Annotated in this window: 15 protein-coding genes; all 15 read right to left on the reverse strand. The window is 58.1% G+C overall.

Annotated elements, in window-relative coordinates:
• Nucleotides 1-21 precede the first annotated feature (21 nt).
• Nucleotides 22-3,504: a DNA polymerase III subunit alpha gene (gene dnaE, locus I6N98_RS12235; protein ID WP_198568636.1), complete on the reverse strand. Its 3,483-nt coding sequence runs from the start codon at nt 3,502-3,504 to the stop codon at nt 22-24.
• Nucleotides 3,505-3,536: 32 nt separating this feature from the next.
• A complete protein-coding gene (rnhB, locus tag I6N98_RS12240; protein ID WP_198571648.1) occupies nt 3,537-4,157 on the reverse strand; it encodes a ribonuclease HII in 621 nt (206 codons plus the stop codon).
• A gap of 8 nt (nt 4,158-4,165) precedes the next feature.
• A complete protein-coding gene (gene lpxB, locus I6N98_RS12245) occupies nt 4,166-5,344 on the reverse strand; it encodes a lipid-A-disaccharide synthase (protein WP_198568637.1) in 1,179 nt (392 codons plus the stop codon).
• Between the two features lie 63 nt (nt 5,345-5,407).
• Entirely contained in the window at nt 5,408-6,205 is a 798-nt protein-coding gene (gene lpxA / locus I6N98_RS12250; protein WP_232787331.1) for an acyl-ACP--UDP-N-acetylglucosamine O-acyltransferase, read from the reverse strand.
• Entirely contained in the window at nt 6,206-6,643 is a 438-nt protein-coding gene (fabZ, locus tag I6N98_RS12255) for a 3-hydroxyacyl-ACP dehydratase FabZ (RefSeq protein ID WP_198571650.1), read from the reverse strand.
• Nucleotides 6,644-6,651: 8 nt separating this feature from the next.
• A complete protein-coding gene (gene lpxD, locus I6N98_RS12260) occupies nt 6,652-7,695 on the reverse strand; it encodes a UDP-3-O-(3-hydroxymyristoyl)glucosamine N-acyltransferase (RefSeq protein WP_198568638.1) in 1,044 nt (347 codons plus the stop codon).
• A complete protein-coding gene (locus I6N98_RS12265) occupies nt 7,695-8,201 on the reverse strand; it encodes an OmpH/Skp family outer membrane protein (RefSeq protein WP_198568639.1) in 507 nt (168 codons plus the stop codon). The genes lpxD and I6N98_RS12265 overlap by 1 nt, the downstream gene beginning before the upstream one ends.
• Nucleotides 8,202-8,282: 81 nt before the next feature.
• Nucleotides 8,283-10,871: an outer membrane protein assembly factor BamA gene (gene bamA, locus I6N98_RS12270; RefSeq protein WP_198568640.1), complete on the reverse strand. Its 2,589-nt coding sequence runs from the start codon at nt 10,869-10,871 to the stop codon at nt 8,283-8,285.
• A 103-nt stretch (nt 10,872-10,974) separates the two neighbouring features.
• Nucleotides 10,975-12,333, reverse strand: a complete 1,359-nt coding sequence (gene rseP / locus I6N98_RS12275) for an RIP metalloprotease RseP (RefSeq protein WP_337924594.1) — start codon at nt 12,331-12,333, stop codon at nt 10,975-10,977.
• Between the two features lies 1 nt (nt 12,334).
• Nucleotides 12,335-13,531, reverse strand: coding sequence for a 1-deoxy-D-xylulose-5-phosphate reductoisomerase (ispC, locus tag I6N98_RS12280; protein WP_198568641.1), 1,197 nt, complete (start codon nt 13,529-13,531; stop codon nt 12,335-12,337).
• Nucleotides 13,531-14,367, reverse strand: coding sequence for a phosphatidate cytidylyltransferase (locus tag I6N98_RS12285; protein ID WP_198568642.1), 837 nt, complete (start codon nt 14,365-14,367; stop codon nt 13,531-13,533). The genes ispC and I6N98_RS12285 overlap by 1 nt, the downstream gene beginning before the upstream one ends.
• 30 nt (nt 14,368-14,397) lie before the next feature.
• A complete protein-coding gene (uppS, locus tag I6N98_RS12290) occupies nt 14,398-15,153 on the reverse strand; it encodes a polyprenyl diphosphate synthase (RefSeq protein WP_198568643.1) in 756 nt (251 codons plus the stop codon).
• A gap of 11 nt (nt 15,154-15,164) precedes the next feature.
• Entirely contained in the window at nt 15,165-15,722 is a 558-nt protein-coding gene (gene frr / locus I6N98_RS12295; RefSeq protein WP_198568644.1) for a ribosome recycling factor, read from the reverse strand.
• Nucleotides 15,723-15,733: 11 nt separating this feature from the next.
• Nucleotides 15,734-16,471 (reverse strand): UMP kinase, encoded by a 738-nt coding sequence (pyrH, locus tag I6N98_RS12300; protein ID WP_198568645.1) that lies wholly within the window; start codon nt 16,469-16,471, stop codon nt 15,734-15,736.
• 107 nt (nt 16,472-16,578) lie between these two features.
• Nucleotides 16,579-17,442, reverse strand: a complete 864-nt coding sequence (gene tsf, locus I6N98_RS12305; RefSeq protein WP_198568646.1) for a translation elongation factor Ts — start codon at nt 17,440-17,442, stop codon at nt 16,579-16,581.
• Nucleotides 17,443-17,492 lie beyond the last annotated feature (50 nt).

Genomic DNA, 17,492 nt, shown 5'->3' on the forward strand with positions numbered 1-17,492 from the left:
AGTCAAGACCGGGATTATACGTTAATCGTAATTGATCACCACGTTATTTGCGCCATAGTCTTGCTTTAGGCGAAATATCAAATCGTCCTGGGGCAGGATTCGCCAGCTATCCCCCAAACGAATGCGGGCCTCGCCTTCCTCCCGCCGGTAGCGTATCACTACCGGGCAAGCTCCGCCCCGCGCCGAAGACAGCGCCGACTTGAGGTTTTCCACCTGGGCGGGTTGAACCTGCTCCGCCGACAGCGACAGCTGCAACTCCCGGGCCTTTTGCTGACGCGCCTCGGCCAGGGTGCGCAGGGATTTCACCCGCATCTTCTTGCCGCCACTGTACTCATCGTGACTACAGATGCCCTCCACAACCAATACCGCATCCTTGACCAGCTTTTCCCGGCAGGCCTCAAAGGCATCACTGAATATCGCCACCTCGATACGGGCACTGCGGTCATCCAGGGTGACAAAGGCCATATTGTCGCCGCGCTTGTTCTTCATGGTGCGCATATTCACCGCCAGTCCGGCTACCGTCTGGGGCTGCTTGTCGGGGTTGAGGTCGACAATTTTCTTGGGCACAAAACGGCGTAGGTCGGCCTCATAGTCATCGATCGGGTGGCCGGTAACATACAGGCCCAGTGTGTCTTTCTCGCCCTGCAGCCGTTCCCGGGTGCTCCAGGGCCGGGCATTGCGAAAACTCTCGTAGACGTCCCGGTTGTCCACCGCCAGCGCCTCACCAAACAGGTCGGTCATGCCGGCCTCACTGTTGCGGGCGGACTGCTCAGCGACCTGCACTGCCTCATTGATGGCGGCCATCAACACTTCCCGGCCCTCGCCCAGGTCGTCAAAGGCACCGGCGCGAATCAACGCCTCAATGGCACGTTTGTTCACTTTGCGAGGGTCGGTGCGCTCGCAGAAATCAAACAGATTCTTGAAGGGGCCACCGGCCTCCCGGGCGGCAATGATATTTTCCACCGGGCCCTCACCGAGACCCTTGATGGCGCCCAAGCCATAGACGATCTGGCCCCGGTCATTAACGGTGAACATGTATTCACCTTCGTTCACCGAGGGCAGCTTGTAATCCAGGCCCATGGCCCGACACTCTTCGATAAACACCACGATCTTGTCGGTGTTATCCAGTTCCGAGCTCATCACCGCCGCCATAAAGGGTGCGGGATAGTGGGTCTTGAGCCAGGCGGTTTGATACGACACCAAGGCATAGGCCGCCGAGTGCGACTTGTTAAAGCCGTAGCCGGCGAATTTCTCCATCAGGTCGAAGATATTGGAGGCCAAGTTCTTGTCGTAGCCCAGGCCTTGCGCACCCTCCATAAAGATGGCGCGCTGCTTCTCCATCTCCTCGGCTTTTTTCTTACCCATCGCCCGGCGCAACAGGTCGGCGCCGCCCAGAGTGTAGCCCCCCATCACCTGGGCGATCTGCATGACCTGCTCCTGGTAGAGGATGATGCCGTAGGTAGGCTGCAAGACCGGCCGCAGACACTCGTGTTGATACTGGGGGTGGGGAAAGGCCAGCTCGGCGCGGCCGTGCTTACGATTGATAAAGTCGTCCACCATCCCCGACTGCAGGGGACCGGGGCGGAACAGTGCCACCAGTGCGATGATGTCTTCAAAGCAGTCTGGCAACAGGCGCTTGATAAGATCCTTCATGCCCCGGGATTCCAACTGGAATACCGCGGTGGTCTCGGCCCGCTTGAGGAGGTCGAAACTGGCCCGGTCATCCAGCGGAATCGCCATGATATCGAGCGCGTCTTCCCCCACCTTCTTGCGCTGTTCATTGATGATGGCCAGCGCCCAATCGATAATGGTGAGGGTACGCAAGCCCAAAAAGTCGAACTTCACTAGCCCGGCGTCTTCGACGTCGTTCTTGTCGAACTGGGTGACCAGTCCACTGCCGGTTTCGTCACAGAACAAGGGGGCAAAATCGGTGAGCTTGGAGGGGGCGATGACCACCCCACCGGCGTGCTTGCCGACACCTCTCACCACCCCTTCCAGTTGTTTGGCCATGTCCCAGATTTCCTGGGCCTGCTCGTCGACCTCGAGAAATTCCCGAAGCGCCTCCTCCTGCTCCAGAGCCTTGTCCAGAGTCATGCCCACTTCAAAGGGGATCAGCTTCGACAGTTTGTCAGCCAGGCCGTAGGACTTACCCTGCACCCGGGCGACGTCCCGCACCACCGCCTTGGCGGCCATGGTGCCAAAGGTAATGATCTGGCTGACTGCATCGCGGCCGTAGTTGTCGGCCACGTACTGGATGACCCGGTCACGCCCCTCCATACAGAAGTCGACGTCAAAGTCGGGCATCGACACCCGCTCGGGATTGAGAAAACGCTCGAACAGCAGATCGTATTGCAGCGGGTCCAGGTCAGTAATTTTCAGCGCGTAGGCCACCAGCGAGCCGGCACCGGAGCCCCGACCCGGCCCCACCGGAATATCGTGATCCTTGGCCCACTGGATAAAGTCCATCACGATCAGAAAGTAGCCGGGGAAGCCCATCTGCAGGATGATATCCAGCTCGAAGTCCAGCCGCTCCCGATAGCGTTTGTCGGTCTCGGCAAAGTCTGGCGCACTGCGATCGAAGAGAAAGTCCAGGCGCTCAGTGAGGCCATCGTGACTCAGCTTGCGGAAGAAGTCGTCCTGGGTCATGCCCTCCGGAATCGGGTATTCCGGCAGGTAGTAGGTCCCCAGTTCAATGGTCAAATTGCAACGCCGGGCAATTTCCACACTGTTTTCCAAGGCCTCGGGGATATCGGCAAACAGCTCGACCATTTCTTCGGCACTGCGCAGGTACTGCTGATCGCTGTAGCGGCGCGGCCGGCGGGGATCGTCCAGCACCCGGCTGTCGCGGATACACACCCGGGCCTCGTGGGCCTCGAAATCCTCACTGTTGAGAAAGCGGACATCGTTGGTGGCCACCACCGGGCACTGTTGTTCCGATGCCAGAACTACCGCGGCGTGGAGGTAATCGTCCTCGTTTTCACGACCGGTACGCTGCAACTCCAGGTAGTAACGCTGGGGGAAAAACTGCTGCCAGCGCTGCAAGCGATCCCGAGCGAGATCGGCTTTGCCGTTAAGCAACAGCTGCCCCACGTCCCCTTCGCGGCCACCCGACAGGGCAATCAGGCCTTCGTTGGCCTCCTCGACCCAACTGCAGTAGACGTAGGCCTTACCCTGGTACTGGCCGTCCAAATAAGCCCGAGAGATCAATTCGGTGAGATTGCGATAGCCCCGGTCATTTTGGGCCAGCAAACACAGAGTGCTGATTTGGTCGGGGTCGTCATCGTCCCGCACCAATAAATCACTGCCATAGATGGGCTTAATACCGGCGCCGTGAGCCGCCTTCTGAAACTTGATCAGGGCATAGAAATTACACAGGTCGGTCAGCGCCACGGCAGGCATACCGTCGCTGGCGACCCGCTTGCACAAATCCTTGACCCGCAGGGTGCTGTCCACCAGGGAATACTCGGAATGTACGCGCAGGTGGACAAATTGTTCGTTGAGCATAGTCGGGCCCGGACAGAATTCGTTATGGCAATTTATTTATCTGGCTGTATCTTGGCCGCCGCCTCGGCAAGCAGCGCCTGTACCGGAGCGTAACTGCGCCGGTGTATCGCTGTCACCCCCAATCGTTTGAGGGCATCCAGATGGGCCGCGGTCGGGTAGCCCTTGTGGCCGGCAAGACCGTATCCGGGATACTGCGTGTCCAGGGCCTTCATCTCTCGGTCCCGGGTGACTTTGGCCAGAATCGACGCCGCGGCGATGGCTTCGACCCGGCTATCCCCCTTTACTACGGCCTCGCTGCGATAGTCCCAGCGTGGCAGGCGATTGCCGTCCACCAGCACCAGCTCGGGCTGAATGGGCAGCCCCTCCACAGCGCGCTTCATGGCCAATAAGCTGGCCTGCAGAATATTGAGTTGGTCGATTTCTTGGACACTGGCCCGGGCGATACAAAAACTCAGCGCCCGCTCCCGAATCAGGTCAAACAGGGCATCCCGGCGCTTTTCGGTCAGTTTCTTGGAGTCATTCAAGCCCTCTATTGGCCGCTTCGGGTCCAGAATCACTGCGGCGGTAACCACATCGCCACACAGCGGGCCGCGCCCCACCTCATCGACACCGGCGGTCAGTGCCGGCCAGTCGTCATCGGCAAATAAATCCAGCGACTGCACTACTTACCTCCGTGGCTATATTTATCTCCCTGACCCTCACCCAGCGCCAACCCAAGCACTACGTCGGCAGCGGCTTCGCTGGCATTGCGAGACAATTGGCGATGAATCTCACGGAAATCTTCCAGTAGGGCTTCCCGGTGATTCTCATTGGACAGCTGTTCCAATACCAACGGGCCCATTACCTCGGCGCAGACCTCTTCCTGAAGCAGCTCCGGCACCAGGGCCCGCCCGGCCAAGAGGTTGGGTAGCGAGAAATACGGTGTTTTCACCAGCCGCGATAACAGAGCAAAAGACCATTTGCCAAAGCGGTAGGCGACGATCATCGGGCGCTGTAACAACAGCGCTTCCAAGCTGGAGGTCCCCGAGGCCATCAACACCGCATCGGCGGCAGCCATCACTTCCCGTGACTGCCCCAACAGTACCCGCACCGGCAAATCCACCGAGCGATCCGCCACTTGCTGAAGGATTTGTGCTTGCCGCTCTTTATTGACTGCCGGTATCAAAAATTCAATGGTGGGAAGCTTGCGACGCAGCCACTCAGCAGTATCGAGAAATGGCCCTATCAATTGCCCCACTTCGCTGCTGCGACTACCGGGTAACAGTGCTACCACAGGATGACCTGGCTGCACGTCCAACAACTGACGGCAGCTCGCCCCCTGGTCGTGGAGTTCAATCTGATCCGCCAGGGGGTGGCCCACACAGGTCACTGGCACACCGTGATCCCGATAAAACTCTGCCTCGAAGGGGAACAAGGTCAGCATATGGTCCACCGCTTTGGCGATGGTTTTGATCCGCCCCCGTCGCCACGCCCACACTGAGGGGCTGACGTAATGCATGGTGGTGATGCCCCGGGCCCGCAAATACGCTTCGATATTGAGGGTGAAGTCCGGGGAGTCGATGCCGATGACTAAATGCGGCTGCCACTGAACAAAGTGGGATTTGAGATGGCGGCGAATCCGCAGCAGTTCCGGCAGCCGCTTTAAAGGTTCGACCAGGCCCATCACCGATAAGCGATCCATATCGCAGAGGCTGTGCATGCCCTCTGCCAACATCAGTGGCCCACCGACCCCTTCAAATTCAACATCGGGGTGGCGACGTCGCAGGGCGCGTATCAAGTCAGCCCCGAGAATATCCCCCGAGGCCTCACCGGCAACAATACCGATCCGCAGTGTGGTCATAGAGTTTGCGCCTGTTCACACTCGTTGGAATAGCGTTGGGTACCGCCGCCTTTGGCGGCGGTGTTAGCGAACGATGCCGCGGGTAGACTGGGTCAGGGAGTCGACGAACAACTGCAGCTCCGGCTGCGCCTCCACCTCATCCTGAATACGCTTGACCGCCTCATCCAGGGTCAGCCCCTGCCGATACACCACTTTGTAGGCCCGGCGAATGGCAGCAATGGCCTCAGCACTAAAGCCCCGGCGCTTGAGCCCCTCAGAATTAATGGTCTTGGCCTCAGCCGGCGAGCCGCTAACCGTCACGTAGGCCGGCACATCTTTGCTGATGCCGCAACCAAAGCCGGTAAAGGCGTGGGCGCCGATATGACAGAACTGGTGAATCAGCGTGTAACCACTCAGGATCGCCCAATCACCAACAATAACGTGGCCAGCCAGGGAGGCATTGTTGACCAGAATGCAGTGATCCCCAACCACCGAATCGTGACCGATATGGGCGTAGGCCATAATCAAATTGTGGCTGCCAATAACGGTCTCACCACGATCCTGAACCGTACCCCGGTGAATCGTCACGCCCTCGCGGACGATATTGTCGTCGCCCATGATCAATCGAGTGGGCTCGCCGTTGTACTTCAGGTCCGGCGTGTCTTCGCCCACCGACGAAAACTGGTAGATAGTATTGTTCTTGCCAATTTGGGTCGGACCTTTCAGTACCACGTGGGAGCGAATATCGCAGCCCTCGCCCAGCTCTACGTCGGGGCCGATAATAGTCCAGGGCCCAACTTTGCAACCAGGCCCAATGGTGGCGCTGGGGTCGACAATGGCGCGGGGATCTACCTCTGCGGTAGGGTCAATACCTGCGAGCACTTACTTCTTCCTGTCGATACAAAGAATGGTGGCGGAACAAGCCAGCTTGTCGTCGACAAAGGACTGGCAATCGAATTTCCACAAACCCTTTTTGTCGGACACGTACTGTGCCTTGAGGATCAGCTGATCCCCCGGCACGACTTGCCGCTTAAAGCGGGCGTTATCGACGCCGGCAAACATGTAGATGGAGCCGTCGGCGGGTTTTTTGTCCAGGGTTTTAAAGCCCAGAATCCCCGCCGCCTGGGCCATGGCCTCGATAATCAGCACGCCGGGCATAATGGGCAGGCCGGGGAAATGGCCGTTAAAGTGGTTCTCGTTGCCGGTGACGTTTTTGACCGCGACGATTGACTCTCCCAAGTTCAACTCGATAACGCGGTCAACCAGTAGAAACGGGTAGCGATGGGGCAGGTATTCCTGCACCTCATTAATGTCCATGATCATGGGCTTTAGCCATCTTCCTGTTGTTGATTTTTTACTTGCCTTTCCAACGCTACGACCCGCCTGTGCAGTTCGTCGAGTTTGGAGAATCTTGCGGCGCTTTTGCGCCACTGGCCGCTGTCCATCATCGGCGTCCCGGACGAGTAGCTACCGGGCACTTTGATGGATCGCGTCACCATTGTGCGAGCGGTCACATGGACCCCATCACAAATTGTAATATGCCCCACTACCCCGACATTGCCGGCCAGAGTACAGCGCTTGCCAATCACCGCGCTGCCCGCCACTTGGCAGCAACCCGCCATCGCCGTGCCGGCGCCGACCACAACGTTGTGGGCGATCATAATTTGGTCATCCATGATCACGCCGTCTTCGATCACGGTGTCATCCAAAGCGCCCCGGTCGATACAGCAATTGGCCCCAATCTCAACCCGGTTGCCAATGCGAACGCCGCCAAGTTGGTGGATTTTAACCCAACCGTCAGCGCTGGGGGCAAAACCAAAGCCATCGCCACCGATAACCGTACCGGAATGGATATTCACCTCATCGCCCAGCACAACGCCGTGGTAGAGGGTTACATTGGCGTGCAGGTAACAATTGCAACCGATTCGGCTATCCGCCCCCACCACCGTGCCCGGTGCCAAAACCGTACCCTCGCCAATAACGGCGCCCGTCTCCACAACACAATTGGCGCCGATGCTGGCCGAGGGGTGGATGTCATCGGACATTACCACTGCCGAGGGATGAATGCCCGCACGGGGGCGTTCCAGAGGGTCAAATAGCGCAGAAGCCCGCGCAAACATCAAATAAGGATCATCTGAGAACAGGCAGTAACCTTGAAAGTCATCTGCAAGAGAGGGTGGCAGGATAACGGCCGAGGCTTCACTACTGGCCAGCGCAGCGGCGTACTTGCGGTTGGCAAGGAAACTCAGCTGCCCGGGCCCGGCAGAGCTCAGTGGCGCAATGCCACTGAGTAGACAACTGCCATCACCGCGATAGTCCACGCCCAAGGCGCGGGCCACCTCGACAAGGCTGAGTTGTTTTGTTGTTGCCATTATTGCTGATTAAGCTTATCCGCCACTTTAGCGGTGATATTATACCCGGCTGCCGCGTGCATAACGGCTTTTGCTGGCAGCAACAGGCCGATATTCTCGCTTTCGATGATTTCCGGCAGTAGCTTTTGCAGCTTGGGACCAATTTCCTGCATGATGGCTTGCAGCTCTTGTTGCTCGAGAGCTTTCAACTTGCGGGCCAGGTGCTCGGCATCGGCGCGCTTGGAGTCAATTTTGCTTTTCTTCAGCTGGCGCTGCTCGGCACTGAGAATATCCAGATCCTTCTGGAACTGCTCTACCAGCTTCTCGTACTCATTCTTCACTTTTTCCAGCTCGGCCACGCTCTCTTTGAAGTCGCGCTGGTTTTGCAACGCTTCAATGCGCTGCTTGGCTACCTCGGTGTTAAGTACGGCAGCTTCGAGATCAAACACAGCGATACGGCCTTGGGCCATTGCCGCCGTGCCCCACAGCGCGGTGATAAATACCAGCGCAAATTTAAACATTTTCATGAAACACTCCTGATACTTCCGTCAAATATTACGATTATTGTGAATGGTGTTGTCGGTTGTGGTTACGAGTTAATTAGCTCGCTAGAACGTCCGCCCCAAAGAGAACTGGAAGATTTCTTCTTCATCAATTTTCTCAGCATTAAGCGCACGGCCCAGGCTGAAGGTCAGTGGCCCGAAACCGGTGATCCAAGTTACACCAAAGCCAGCTGAGTAACGCAGCTCACTGGTGTCGGGTTCGTAACAGTTAACCTGGGTGGTGCTACAGCTGGTGCTAAAGACATTACCCGCATCAAAGAACAAACCGCTGCGTACGGAACGCTGGTCTTTAACAAAGGGCAGTGGGAACAGCAATTCAATGCTGCCCTCAATCAAGACGTTGCCGCCAAAGGGGTCAGCCTCGTCGCCGATGGCCGCCGCAGTATCCACAACGAGCTGTCCTGTTTCAGGGTCGAGCACATAGGCCCCTTCTGCAGACAAGGCTCGAGCATTGCCGTTTTCGTCAATCGCGGTCGCCGCTCGGGTTATCCGATAGACATCCGCTGGCGAACTGCGCGGGCCCAGCGTATTGGCGCGATAACCCCGCACGGAGTTAAAACCACCGGCATAGAAATGCTCGAAGAACGGCAACTGATCCAATTCACCGTAGCCATCGCCATAGCCCAGCTCGGTTTTAAAACGCAGAGTAAAGGCACTGGTTAATGGAACGTAAAGCTGCCCATTGTAGGACAGCTTGTAGTACTCCAAGTCAGAGCCGGGAACTGACACTTCCAGCCCCACTGACTGTGACGCACCCCGGGTAGCCAAAAGACCGCGGTTCAAGGTCGACTGGCGCCAGGAAATACCAGCGGTAAAGTTGTCAAACTCGTCGCCGTAGACGTTGAGGAAACCGGGCTCGGAGACCTCAGTCAGCGCACCGGCTGGCAACTCTTCGATATCCTGCAGCACTTCTGCCGCCTCGTAGCGGCCGGTTTCAGGGTCTCGGGTGGAAACAAAAAAGTTGTCGATGGATTCAAAAATCCTCGGGCTGGTAGCGATCTCCTTAACCGCCCGCACACCCGCGTCGATGGAAGTTCGGCTCACACCCAATTCGAAGCCCAGGCGCTGGGTCTCCGCTATCGGATAGCCAAAATTCAGACTGCTACCAAAAGTATCTGTAGTGTAGCTGGCAACGTTAACCTCTTCAAAATCGGTGGCCCGATAAAATAACGAGAAGCCGCGACTAACACCGTCTTCAGTAAAGTAGGGGTTCACGTAGTTGAAACTGGCACTGGTCAAGAAGTCACTGCGCGATACCGCAAAACCCACCTGCTTACCGGTACCAAGGAAGTTGTTTTGCTGGATGTTGGCACTCAACAACAGGCCGCTGTCCTGGGAGAAACCAACGCTGGCACCCAAGCTACCGGAGCTTTGCTCCTCTACGGCGTATTGCAGATCGATTAAGTCATCGGTACCCGGTACTTCGCGGGTTTCCACCGTGGCCTCTTTGAAGTAACCCAGACGTTGCAGGCGCACCCGCGACAACTCGATTTTGTCCGCAGAGGCCGGCGCGCCCTCCATCTGGCGCATCTCCCGGCGCAGCACTTCGTCAGCCGTGCGGGAGTTTCCTTCAAAACTAATGCGGCGAACGTAAGTGCGTTTGCCGGGGTCGATAAAGAACTTCAGTGCGACTTTCTTGTTTTCTTCATCGACATCGGGAATCCCTCTCACCTTGGCGAAGTTGTAGCCCTCGTTACTGAGTCGCTTAGTGAGAAACTCTTCCGTACTGGTGACCAGTGCCTGGGAGAAAACTTGCCCTTCCCTCACCAAAATAAAGCGTTTCAAGTCCTCCTCTGGCAGCACCAGATCCCCCGACAGCTCGGCACCGCTGACGGTGTAGCGCTCACCTTCAGTCACATTGATGGTGATATACACAGACTTGCGGTTGGGGCTGATGGCCACCTGGGTGGAGTCCACGTTGAAGAGCAAATAACCGCGATCCAGGTAGTAGGAGTTCAGGGTTTCTAAGTCGCCCCGTAGTTTCTCACGGGAGTACTTGTCTTTACTGGAGAAGAAAGAGAAAAAGCCCGCCGGGCTTAACTCGAACAGGTCGGTGAGGGTTTCTTCATCGTAGACCTCGTTACCGACGATATTAATGTGCTTGATCGACGCAGTGCTGCCCTCGTCGATAGTAATGGAGATGGCAACGCGATTGCGGGGTTCTGCCACCACGTCCGTTTCAATGCTGGCATCGTAGCGCCCCTGAGAAACGTACTGGCGGGTCAGCTCCTGGCTCATGCTTTCCAGGGTGGAGCGCTTAAACACCTGTCCCTCGGCCAGGCCAGCGCCCTTCAAGCCATCCATCAGGGCTTCGGTTTGCAGCGCTTTGTTCCCCTCAATGGTGATGCCACTGATCGCCGGGCGCTCTTTGACACGTACTACCAGAATATCGCCGTCGACACCAATCTGGATATCGTCAAAGTTGCCCGTAGCAAATAGCGCCCTGGAAGCGGTGGCGACTGCATCCTGGGTCACGGGGTCACCGACCCCCAGAGGCAGGGCAGAGAACACGGTTTCGGCCGCGATTCTTTGCAGGCCCTCCACACGGACGTCACTGATGGTGGGGCGTTGTTGAGCCTGTAGCAACGGGCTCAACAGGCACAAGAAAACTGAAATTGCGAAAATGCGTTTCATCAAAAATTACAAACCAAGGCTCTGGGCCTGCCCCTAGGCACTGCCACGTTATCGATGTACTTGTTAAATGCGGCCGTTCCGATTTTTACAGCGGCTTACGGCTCTAGAGGCGCAAAACGTCGTTGTATAAAGCGAACACCATCACGGATACCACCAAGGCAAGACCCACCTGATTAGCCCAGGCCTGTACCTGTTCGGTCACGGGTCTCCCCGTTGCCCATTCAATCAGCGCGTAAACAATGTGCCCGCCATCCAATATTGGAATGGGCAGTAGGTTAAGCACCGCAAGGCTGACACTCAACAGCCCCAGAAAACTCAACCAGGCGACCACCCCGTACTGGGCCGAAGAGCTGGCCACTTTAGCAATGGTTATCGGGCCGCTCAAGTTTTTCGGAGACAGGAGCCCCATAAGCATTTTTTTAATGGATTCAAGGGTAAAGCTGGTCATCTGCCAAGTGCGCTGTCCGGCGGCCACCGCGGCACCTACTACGCCGTAGTGCTGAGTGCGCTGCATCGCCTCCGGCCACTGTGGCGGCGCCACACTGACACCGACAAAACCGGTCGCCACACCATCCTCGTCAACCCGGCGCTCTGGGGTCAGCTCCAGGGACATCAGCTCGCCGCCGCGATTTACCGTCATGGTCATTGCCACCTCTGGGCTGGCGCGGACGACCTCCACCCACTGCTGCCAGGAGGTCATGGTCTCGCCATCCACCGCTACGACCAGATCTCCGGCCTGCAGGCCGGCCCGCTCTGCGGCACTGCCCGCCACAACATCGGCCACTTTGGGGACAATTTTTGGTGTATACAGGGTCACGCCCAGTTCCTGCACCGGATTGGGTTCTTCAGCGCCCTGCATCCAGCGGTCCAACTCCACTCGCCGCTGGGCGACGATATCCGAACCGTCATTTTTTACGCCAAGGGTCAGCAGGCCACTTTCACCGATGCGCTCCAGCAGCTGCAACTGCAGCGCCTCCCAAGTGGGGGTTGCCTCACCGTCGACGGTGACAATTTCCTGACCAACCTCTAGGCCGGCGCGCTCGGCCAGCGAGCCCGCCTCGATCTCTTCAATAATCGGCGCCACACCGTTGACGCCGTTGAGAAACACCAGCCAGTACACCAGTATCGCCAGGGCAAAGTTGGCCAGCGGCCCGGCAGCGGCAATGGCAATACGGGCCTTGGGAGAGGCGCGATTAAAGGCCATGTGCTGTTCCTCGGCTGCCACCGGCGCTTCCCGCTCGTCCAGCATTTTGACGTAGCCCCCAAGCGGAATACCGGCGATAACGTACTCCACGCCGTCTTTACCGTGCCAGGTATACAGGGGTTTGCCGAAACCGACTGAAAAGCGCAGCACCTTGACACCGCAGCGCCGCGCCACCCAGAAATGACCGTACTCGTGCACCGACACCAGCACACCGAGGGTGAATACAGTAATGACTACAGTTTGAAGAATATCCAACACCTTACTGCCTCTCTGTTGCCGGCAAGCGGCCCGGTGTCGCCAGTATGTCTTGGGCTACACGGCGCGCCTGCGCATCCGCAGCTTGGACCGCCTCCAGGGTCTCAGGTTCAACACTCTCAACCCGGGACATCACCGCCTCAAGAAGCCTGGGAATCTCCACAAAGGCCAATTGCTCATCCAGGAAGGCCGCCACCGCGACCTCGTTGGCCGCGTTCAACACCGCGCTGGCGCAGCCCCCGGCCTCAGCGGCCTCCCGGGCCAGCCGCAGGCAGGGAAAGCGCTGCGGGTCCGGGGCCTCAAAATCAAGTCGCCCCTGGGCAATAAGATCGAGACTGCCGACCCCGGAATCAATGCGCTCCGGCCAGGCCAGGGCATGGGCGATGGGGGTACGCATATCGGGGTTGCCCAACTGCGCCAGTACCGAGCCATCCACATATTCCACCATGGAGTGCACCACGCTTTGCGGGTGGACAACCACCTCGACCAGGGCGGGCGGTGTATCAAACAGCCAACAGGCTTCTATAAGCTCGAGGCCCTTGTTCATCATGGTGGCGGAATCCACCGAGATTTTTCGGCCCATAGACCAGTTGGGGTGGGCGCAGGCTTCATCCGGCGTCACCGCGGCCAGACTGGCCAGGGATCGGTTGCGAAACGGCCCACCGGAGGCGGTGAGCAAGATACGTCGCACCCCCTGCTCCCTAACGCCACCACCATTATCGGTGGGAAGGCACTGAAAAATGGCATTGTGCTCACTGTCGATCGGCAGTAGCGTTGCACCGCTGCGGGCCACGGCCTGCATAAACAAGCCCCCGGCCATAACCAACGCTTCCTTGTTGGCCAACAGGACTTTGCGCCCCGCCTCTACCGCCGCCAAGGTGGGCAACAGGCCGGCGGCGCCCACAATGGCCGCCATGGTGATATCGGCGGCTGCCGCCACCTGACACAAGCCCTCTTCACCACTGAGCACCTGTGTCGCCAAGCCCTCACGGCACAGCGCATTCTCGAGCTGCTGGGCGGCATCGGCGTCGCGCATTACCGCAAACTGTGGCTGAAACTGAATGACCTGCTGTAACAGCAGAGCGACCTGACTGTTGGCGGTGAGAGCCAGCACTTGGTAGCGCTCGGGGTGACGCGCCAATACATCCAGGGTGCTTTTGCCTATGGACCCGGTTGAGCCCAGTACGGTAACCGACTGCATTACACCCACCCCACCGACATCAGCCCCAGCGTGAATACCGGCGTTGCGGCAGTAAGGCTATCGATGCGATCCATGATCCCGCCGTGACCGGGCAACAGATCGCCGCTGTCTTTAATACCGCGATGGCGCTTAACCATACTCTCCAGCAAATCCCCCAATACGGAGGCCAGCACAGTGGCCACCGCCACTACCAACATTGCCACCAAGCCCGCAGACATACCACCTGGCCACAGCGCCCACAGCAGCGCCATTAGCGCCACGCTGCACGCCACGCCGCCCCAGAAGCCCGCCCAGGATTTACCGGGGCTCACATTGGGCGCCAATTTGGCGCGACCAAACGCGCGGCCACAAAAATAGGCACCGATATCCGCTGCGGCAACCAGCGCAATCACTAACAATATCAGCCATACCCCGGCCGGCAGCGTGCGCAAAAAGCACAGTGACAGCCACGCTGGCGCCAATGTCATCAGCCCCATTGCACAGCGAAGTGCTGGCGAGCCCCACAAACTAGCGCTGGCCGGATAACCTTTAACCCAAAGCAGTGCTACCGCCCACCAAATACACGCAGCAACCAAGACCTCTCGCATCGCCAGCAGGTCGGGGGCGCTGAACAGGCCCACCCACCACGCCAGCGCGGCCATGAGTCCGCCGCACAACGCCACAAAGCCCAGCCGCGCGGCAGCGCCGCTCAGACCACTAAGGTCAGACCACTCCCAGGCTGCCAGCAACACCAGCGCCGCAAACAACAGCGCCAAATAATGGCTTGGCAACAGCGCCAGCGCCGCAAACAGCGCTGCCACTATCAATATGGCGGTGATTACCCGCTGTTTAAGCATCGTAAAACTGTCTCTCTAGCCGTTTCATTATCATTTTTCCGGCTGCCCGGCGTCCCGGCGGCTGCCAAAGCGACGGTCCCGCTGGGCATAGGCCTGAAGCGCCGCCGTCATTTCTGCCTCGCCAAAATCGGGCCATAAGCAGGGGCTAAAATAAAGTTCGCTGTAAGCCAGCTGCCACAGCATAAAATTGCTGATGCGCTGCTCACCCGCCGTCCGGATACATAAATCCGGGTTCGGCAGGTCCGACAGGGACAGGGCCTCGCTAAACCGGGGAATATCGATTTGCTCTGCCGTCAATTCACCGCGCTGAACTTGAGCAGCCAGCTGTCGAGCAGCGTGGACGATATCCCACTGACCACCGTAGTCCACGGCGATCACCAATTGAGTGTTGGTATTGTTGCGGGTCAACGCTTCGCTGCGGGCCATGCGTTCTTGCAGCGCCGCAGACAATTGCTCGCGTTGCCCCATAAAGCGAACGCGCACCCCGTCCTTGTGCAGCTGTTGCACTTCACTGTCGAGATAGTGGGAGAACAAACGCATTAGCGCCCGCACTTCCATGCTGGGGCGCTGCCAATTTTCGCTGGAGAAGGCAAAGACCGTCACCACTTCCACGCCACTGTCACGACACACTCTGAGCACCGGACGGATTGCCTCTACCCCCGCGCGATGGCCGCTGGAAGAGCGCAAGCCGCGCTTTTTAGCCCACCGGTTGTTGCCATCCATAATAATGGCAACATGCCGCGGTACCGACGGTACCGAAGCGGCTTGCGGTGTCGAATCAGACATGGTGAACCCGATCAGATTTCCATCAGGTCGGTTTCTTTAGCGGCCAGTGCTTTATCGACTTCGGCAATAAACTGGTCGGTAATTTTCTGGATATCGTCCTGGGCACGACGCTCTTCGTCTTCGCTGATCTCTTTTTCTTTGAGCAGCTCTTTGACATCGCTCAGGACGTCCCGGCGGGCGTTACGGATAGAAATCCGCGCACTTTCAGCTTCCTGACGGGCCTGCTTGATATAGCCCTTGCGGGTTTCCTCGGTGAGGGGCGGCATAGGAATACGAATCACCGCACCGGCGGTACTGGGGTTCAACCCCAGGTCCGATTTCATGATGGCCTTTTCAATTTCCGGCACCATGTTTTTTTCCCAAGGGGTAACGCTCAGAGTACGGGCGTCTTCGACACCGATATTGGCGACCTGCGACAAGGGAGTTTCCGAGCCGTAGTAGGAGACCCGCAGCCCGTCCAGCAAACTGGGGTGAGCCCGCCCGGTGCGGATCTTGTTAAAATTGCTGCCCAGCGCTTCGATGGATTTGGTCATGCGCTCTTTGGCATCTTGTTTGAGTTCGTCGATCATCACCGATTCTCCTAGGGCTGTTCCGCCGCCACCAGCGTACCGTCGCTGCCGCCGACTACAATATTCAATAGCGCGCCCTGATGCTCCATCGCAAACACCCGCACAGGCATATTGTGATCGCGGCACAGGCAGATCGCGGTGAGGTCCATGACCTCCAACTTACGATCCAGCACTTCGTCAAAACTGAGAAAATCAAATTTTACCGCGTCTGGGTCCACCATGGGATCAGCGCTGTACACACCATCCACCTTGGTGGCTTTCAGCACCAGATCGGCTTCCACTTCAATCCCCCGCAGGCAGGCAGCGGAATCCGTGGTAAAGAAGGGGTTGCCGGTACCGGCCGCAAAGATTACCACTTCGCCCCGCCGCAGCGCGCGAATCGCCTTGCGGCGATCGTAGTGATCAACCACCCCGCTCATGGGAATGGCCGACATCACGGTGGATTTAATATTGCTGCGTTCCAGGGCATCACGCAATGCCAGAGCATTCATCAGCGTCGCCAACATGCCCATATGGTCGCCAGTGACCCGGTCGAGACCGGCCTGTTGCAGGGCGGCACCACGGAACAGATTGCCGCCGCCGACCACCAGGCCGACCTGCACACCGATGCCGACCAACTGCCCCACTTCCAGGGCCATGCGATCCAGCACCTTGGGGTCGATTCCAAAGCCCAAGTTGCCCATCAGCGCTTCGCCGCTGAGTTTTAGCAGTATTCTTTTGTACTTTTTGTCCCGGCCCTGGCTCGACATGCTTCAACCCCAATCAGCAAAAGTGACGGGAGCGCGAGCACCGCCTCCCGGGAAGCCACGCCGGGCGCGTCGTCCCGGCGGGCTGCGAAAATACTGCGTGTTTGCTATCAGCCCTTGAGCTGAGCGGCCACTTCTGCAGCAAAATCGACGTCTTCCTTCTCGATACCCTCGCCCACTTCATAGCGAATATAGCTCTGAATATCGGCGCCGCCGTTTTTCAGCAGCTTGCCCACAGTCAGATCGGGGTCTTTGACAAAGGCTTGGTCGACAAGTGCATTTTCAGACAGGAATTTGCGAATCCGGCCTTGAATCATTTTTTCAATGATTTCAGCCGGCTTGCCGCTTTCCTGAGCCTGAGCAGTGAATATTTCTTTCTCCTTGGCCACGACCTCTTCAGGCATGTCCTCGGGGCGAGCCACACGGGGGTTGACCGCCGCAACATGCATAGCAACGTCACGTGCCAGCTCCGCATCGCCACCTTTCAGCGCAACCAGTACACCAATGCGGTTGTTGGAGTGTACGTAGCTGTCAACAACGCCGCCCTCGGCAGCCAGCACTTCGGCGCGGCGAACGGTGATGTTTTCACCGATCTTTTGCACCAATGCCTCGCGAGCCGCTTCCAGGTCACCCGCCATCAGCGAAGCAACGTCACTGTTTTTGCTGGCAAAGGCTTGATCGGCCACTTGACCGACGAAAGCCAGAAAGCCTTCGTCCCGGGCCACAAAGTCAGTTTCGCTGTTCACTTCCACCAGTACGCCGTAACTGCCGTCTTCAGCAATACGGGTCGCAACAACGCCATCTGCCGCGGTGCGACCAGCTTTCTTGGCGGCTTTCATGCCACTGGACTTGCGCAGCTCTTCAATGGCCAGCTCAATGTCTCCGTTTGCTTCATTCAGTGCTTTCTTGCACTCCATCATGCCCAGGCCGGTGCGCTCGCGAAGCTCTTTCACCATTGCTGCTGATACAGCCATCCTTAAATTCCTCTCGTTTAGACTAGATTCGTCCCGGCCTTGCCGGGCCT

The organism is Spongiibacter nanhainus (genome assembly GCF_016132545.1).
GTDB lineage: Bacteria > Pseudomonadota > Gammaproteobacteria > Pseudomonadales > Spongiibacteraceae > Spongiibacter > Spongiibacter nanhainus.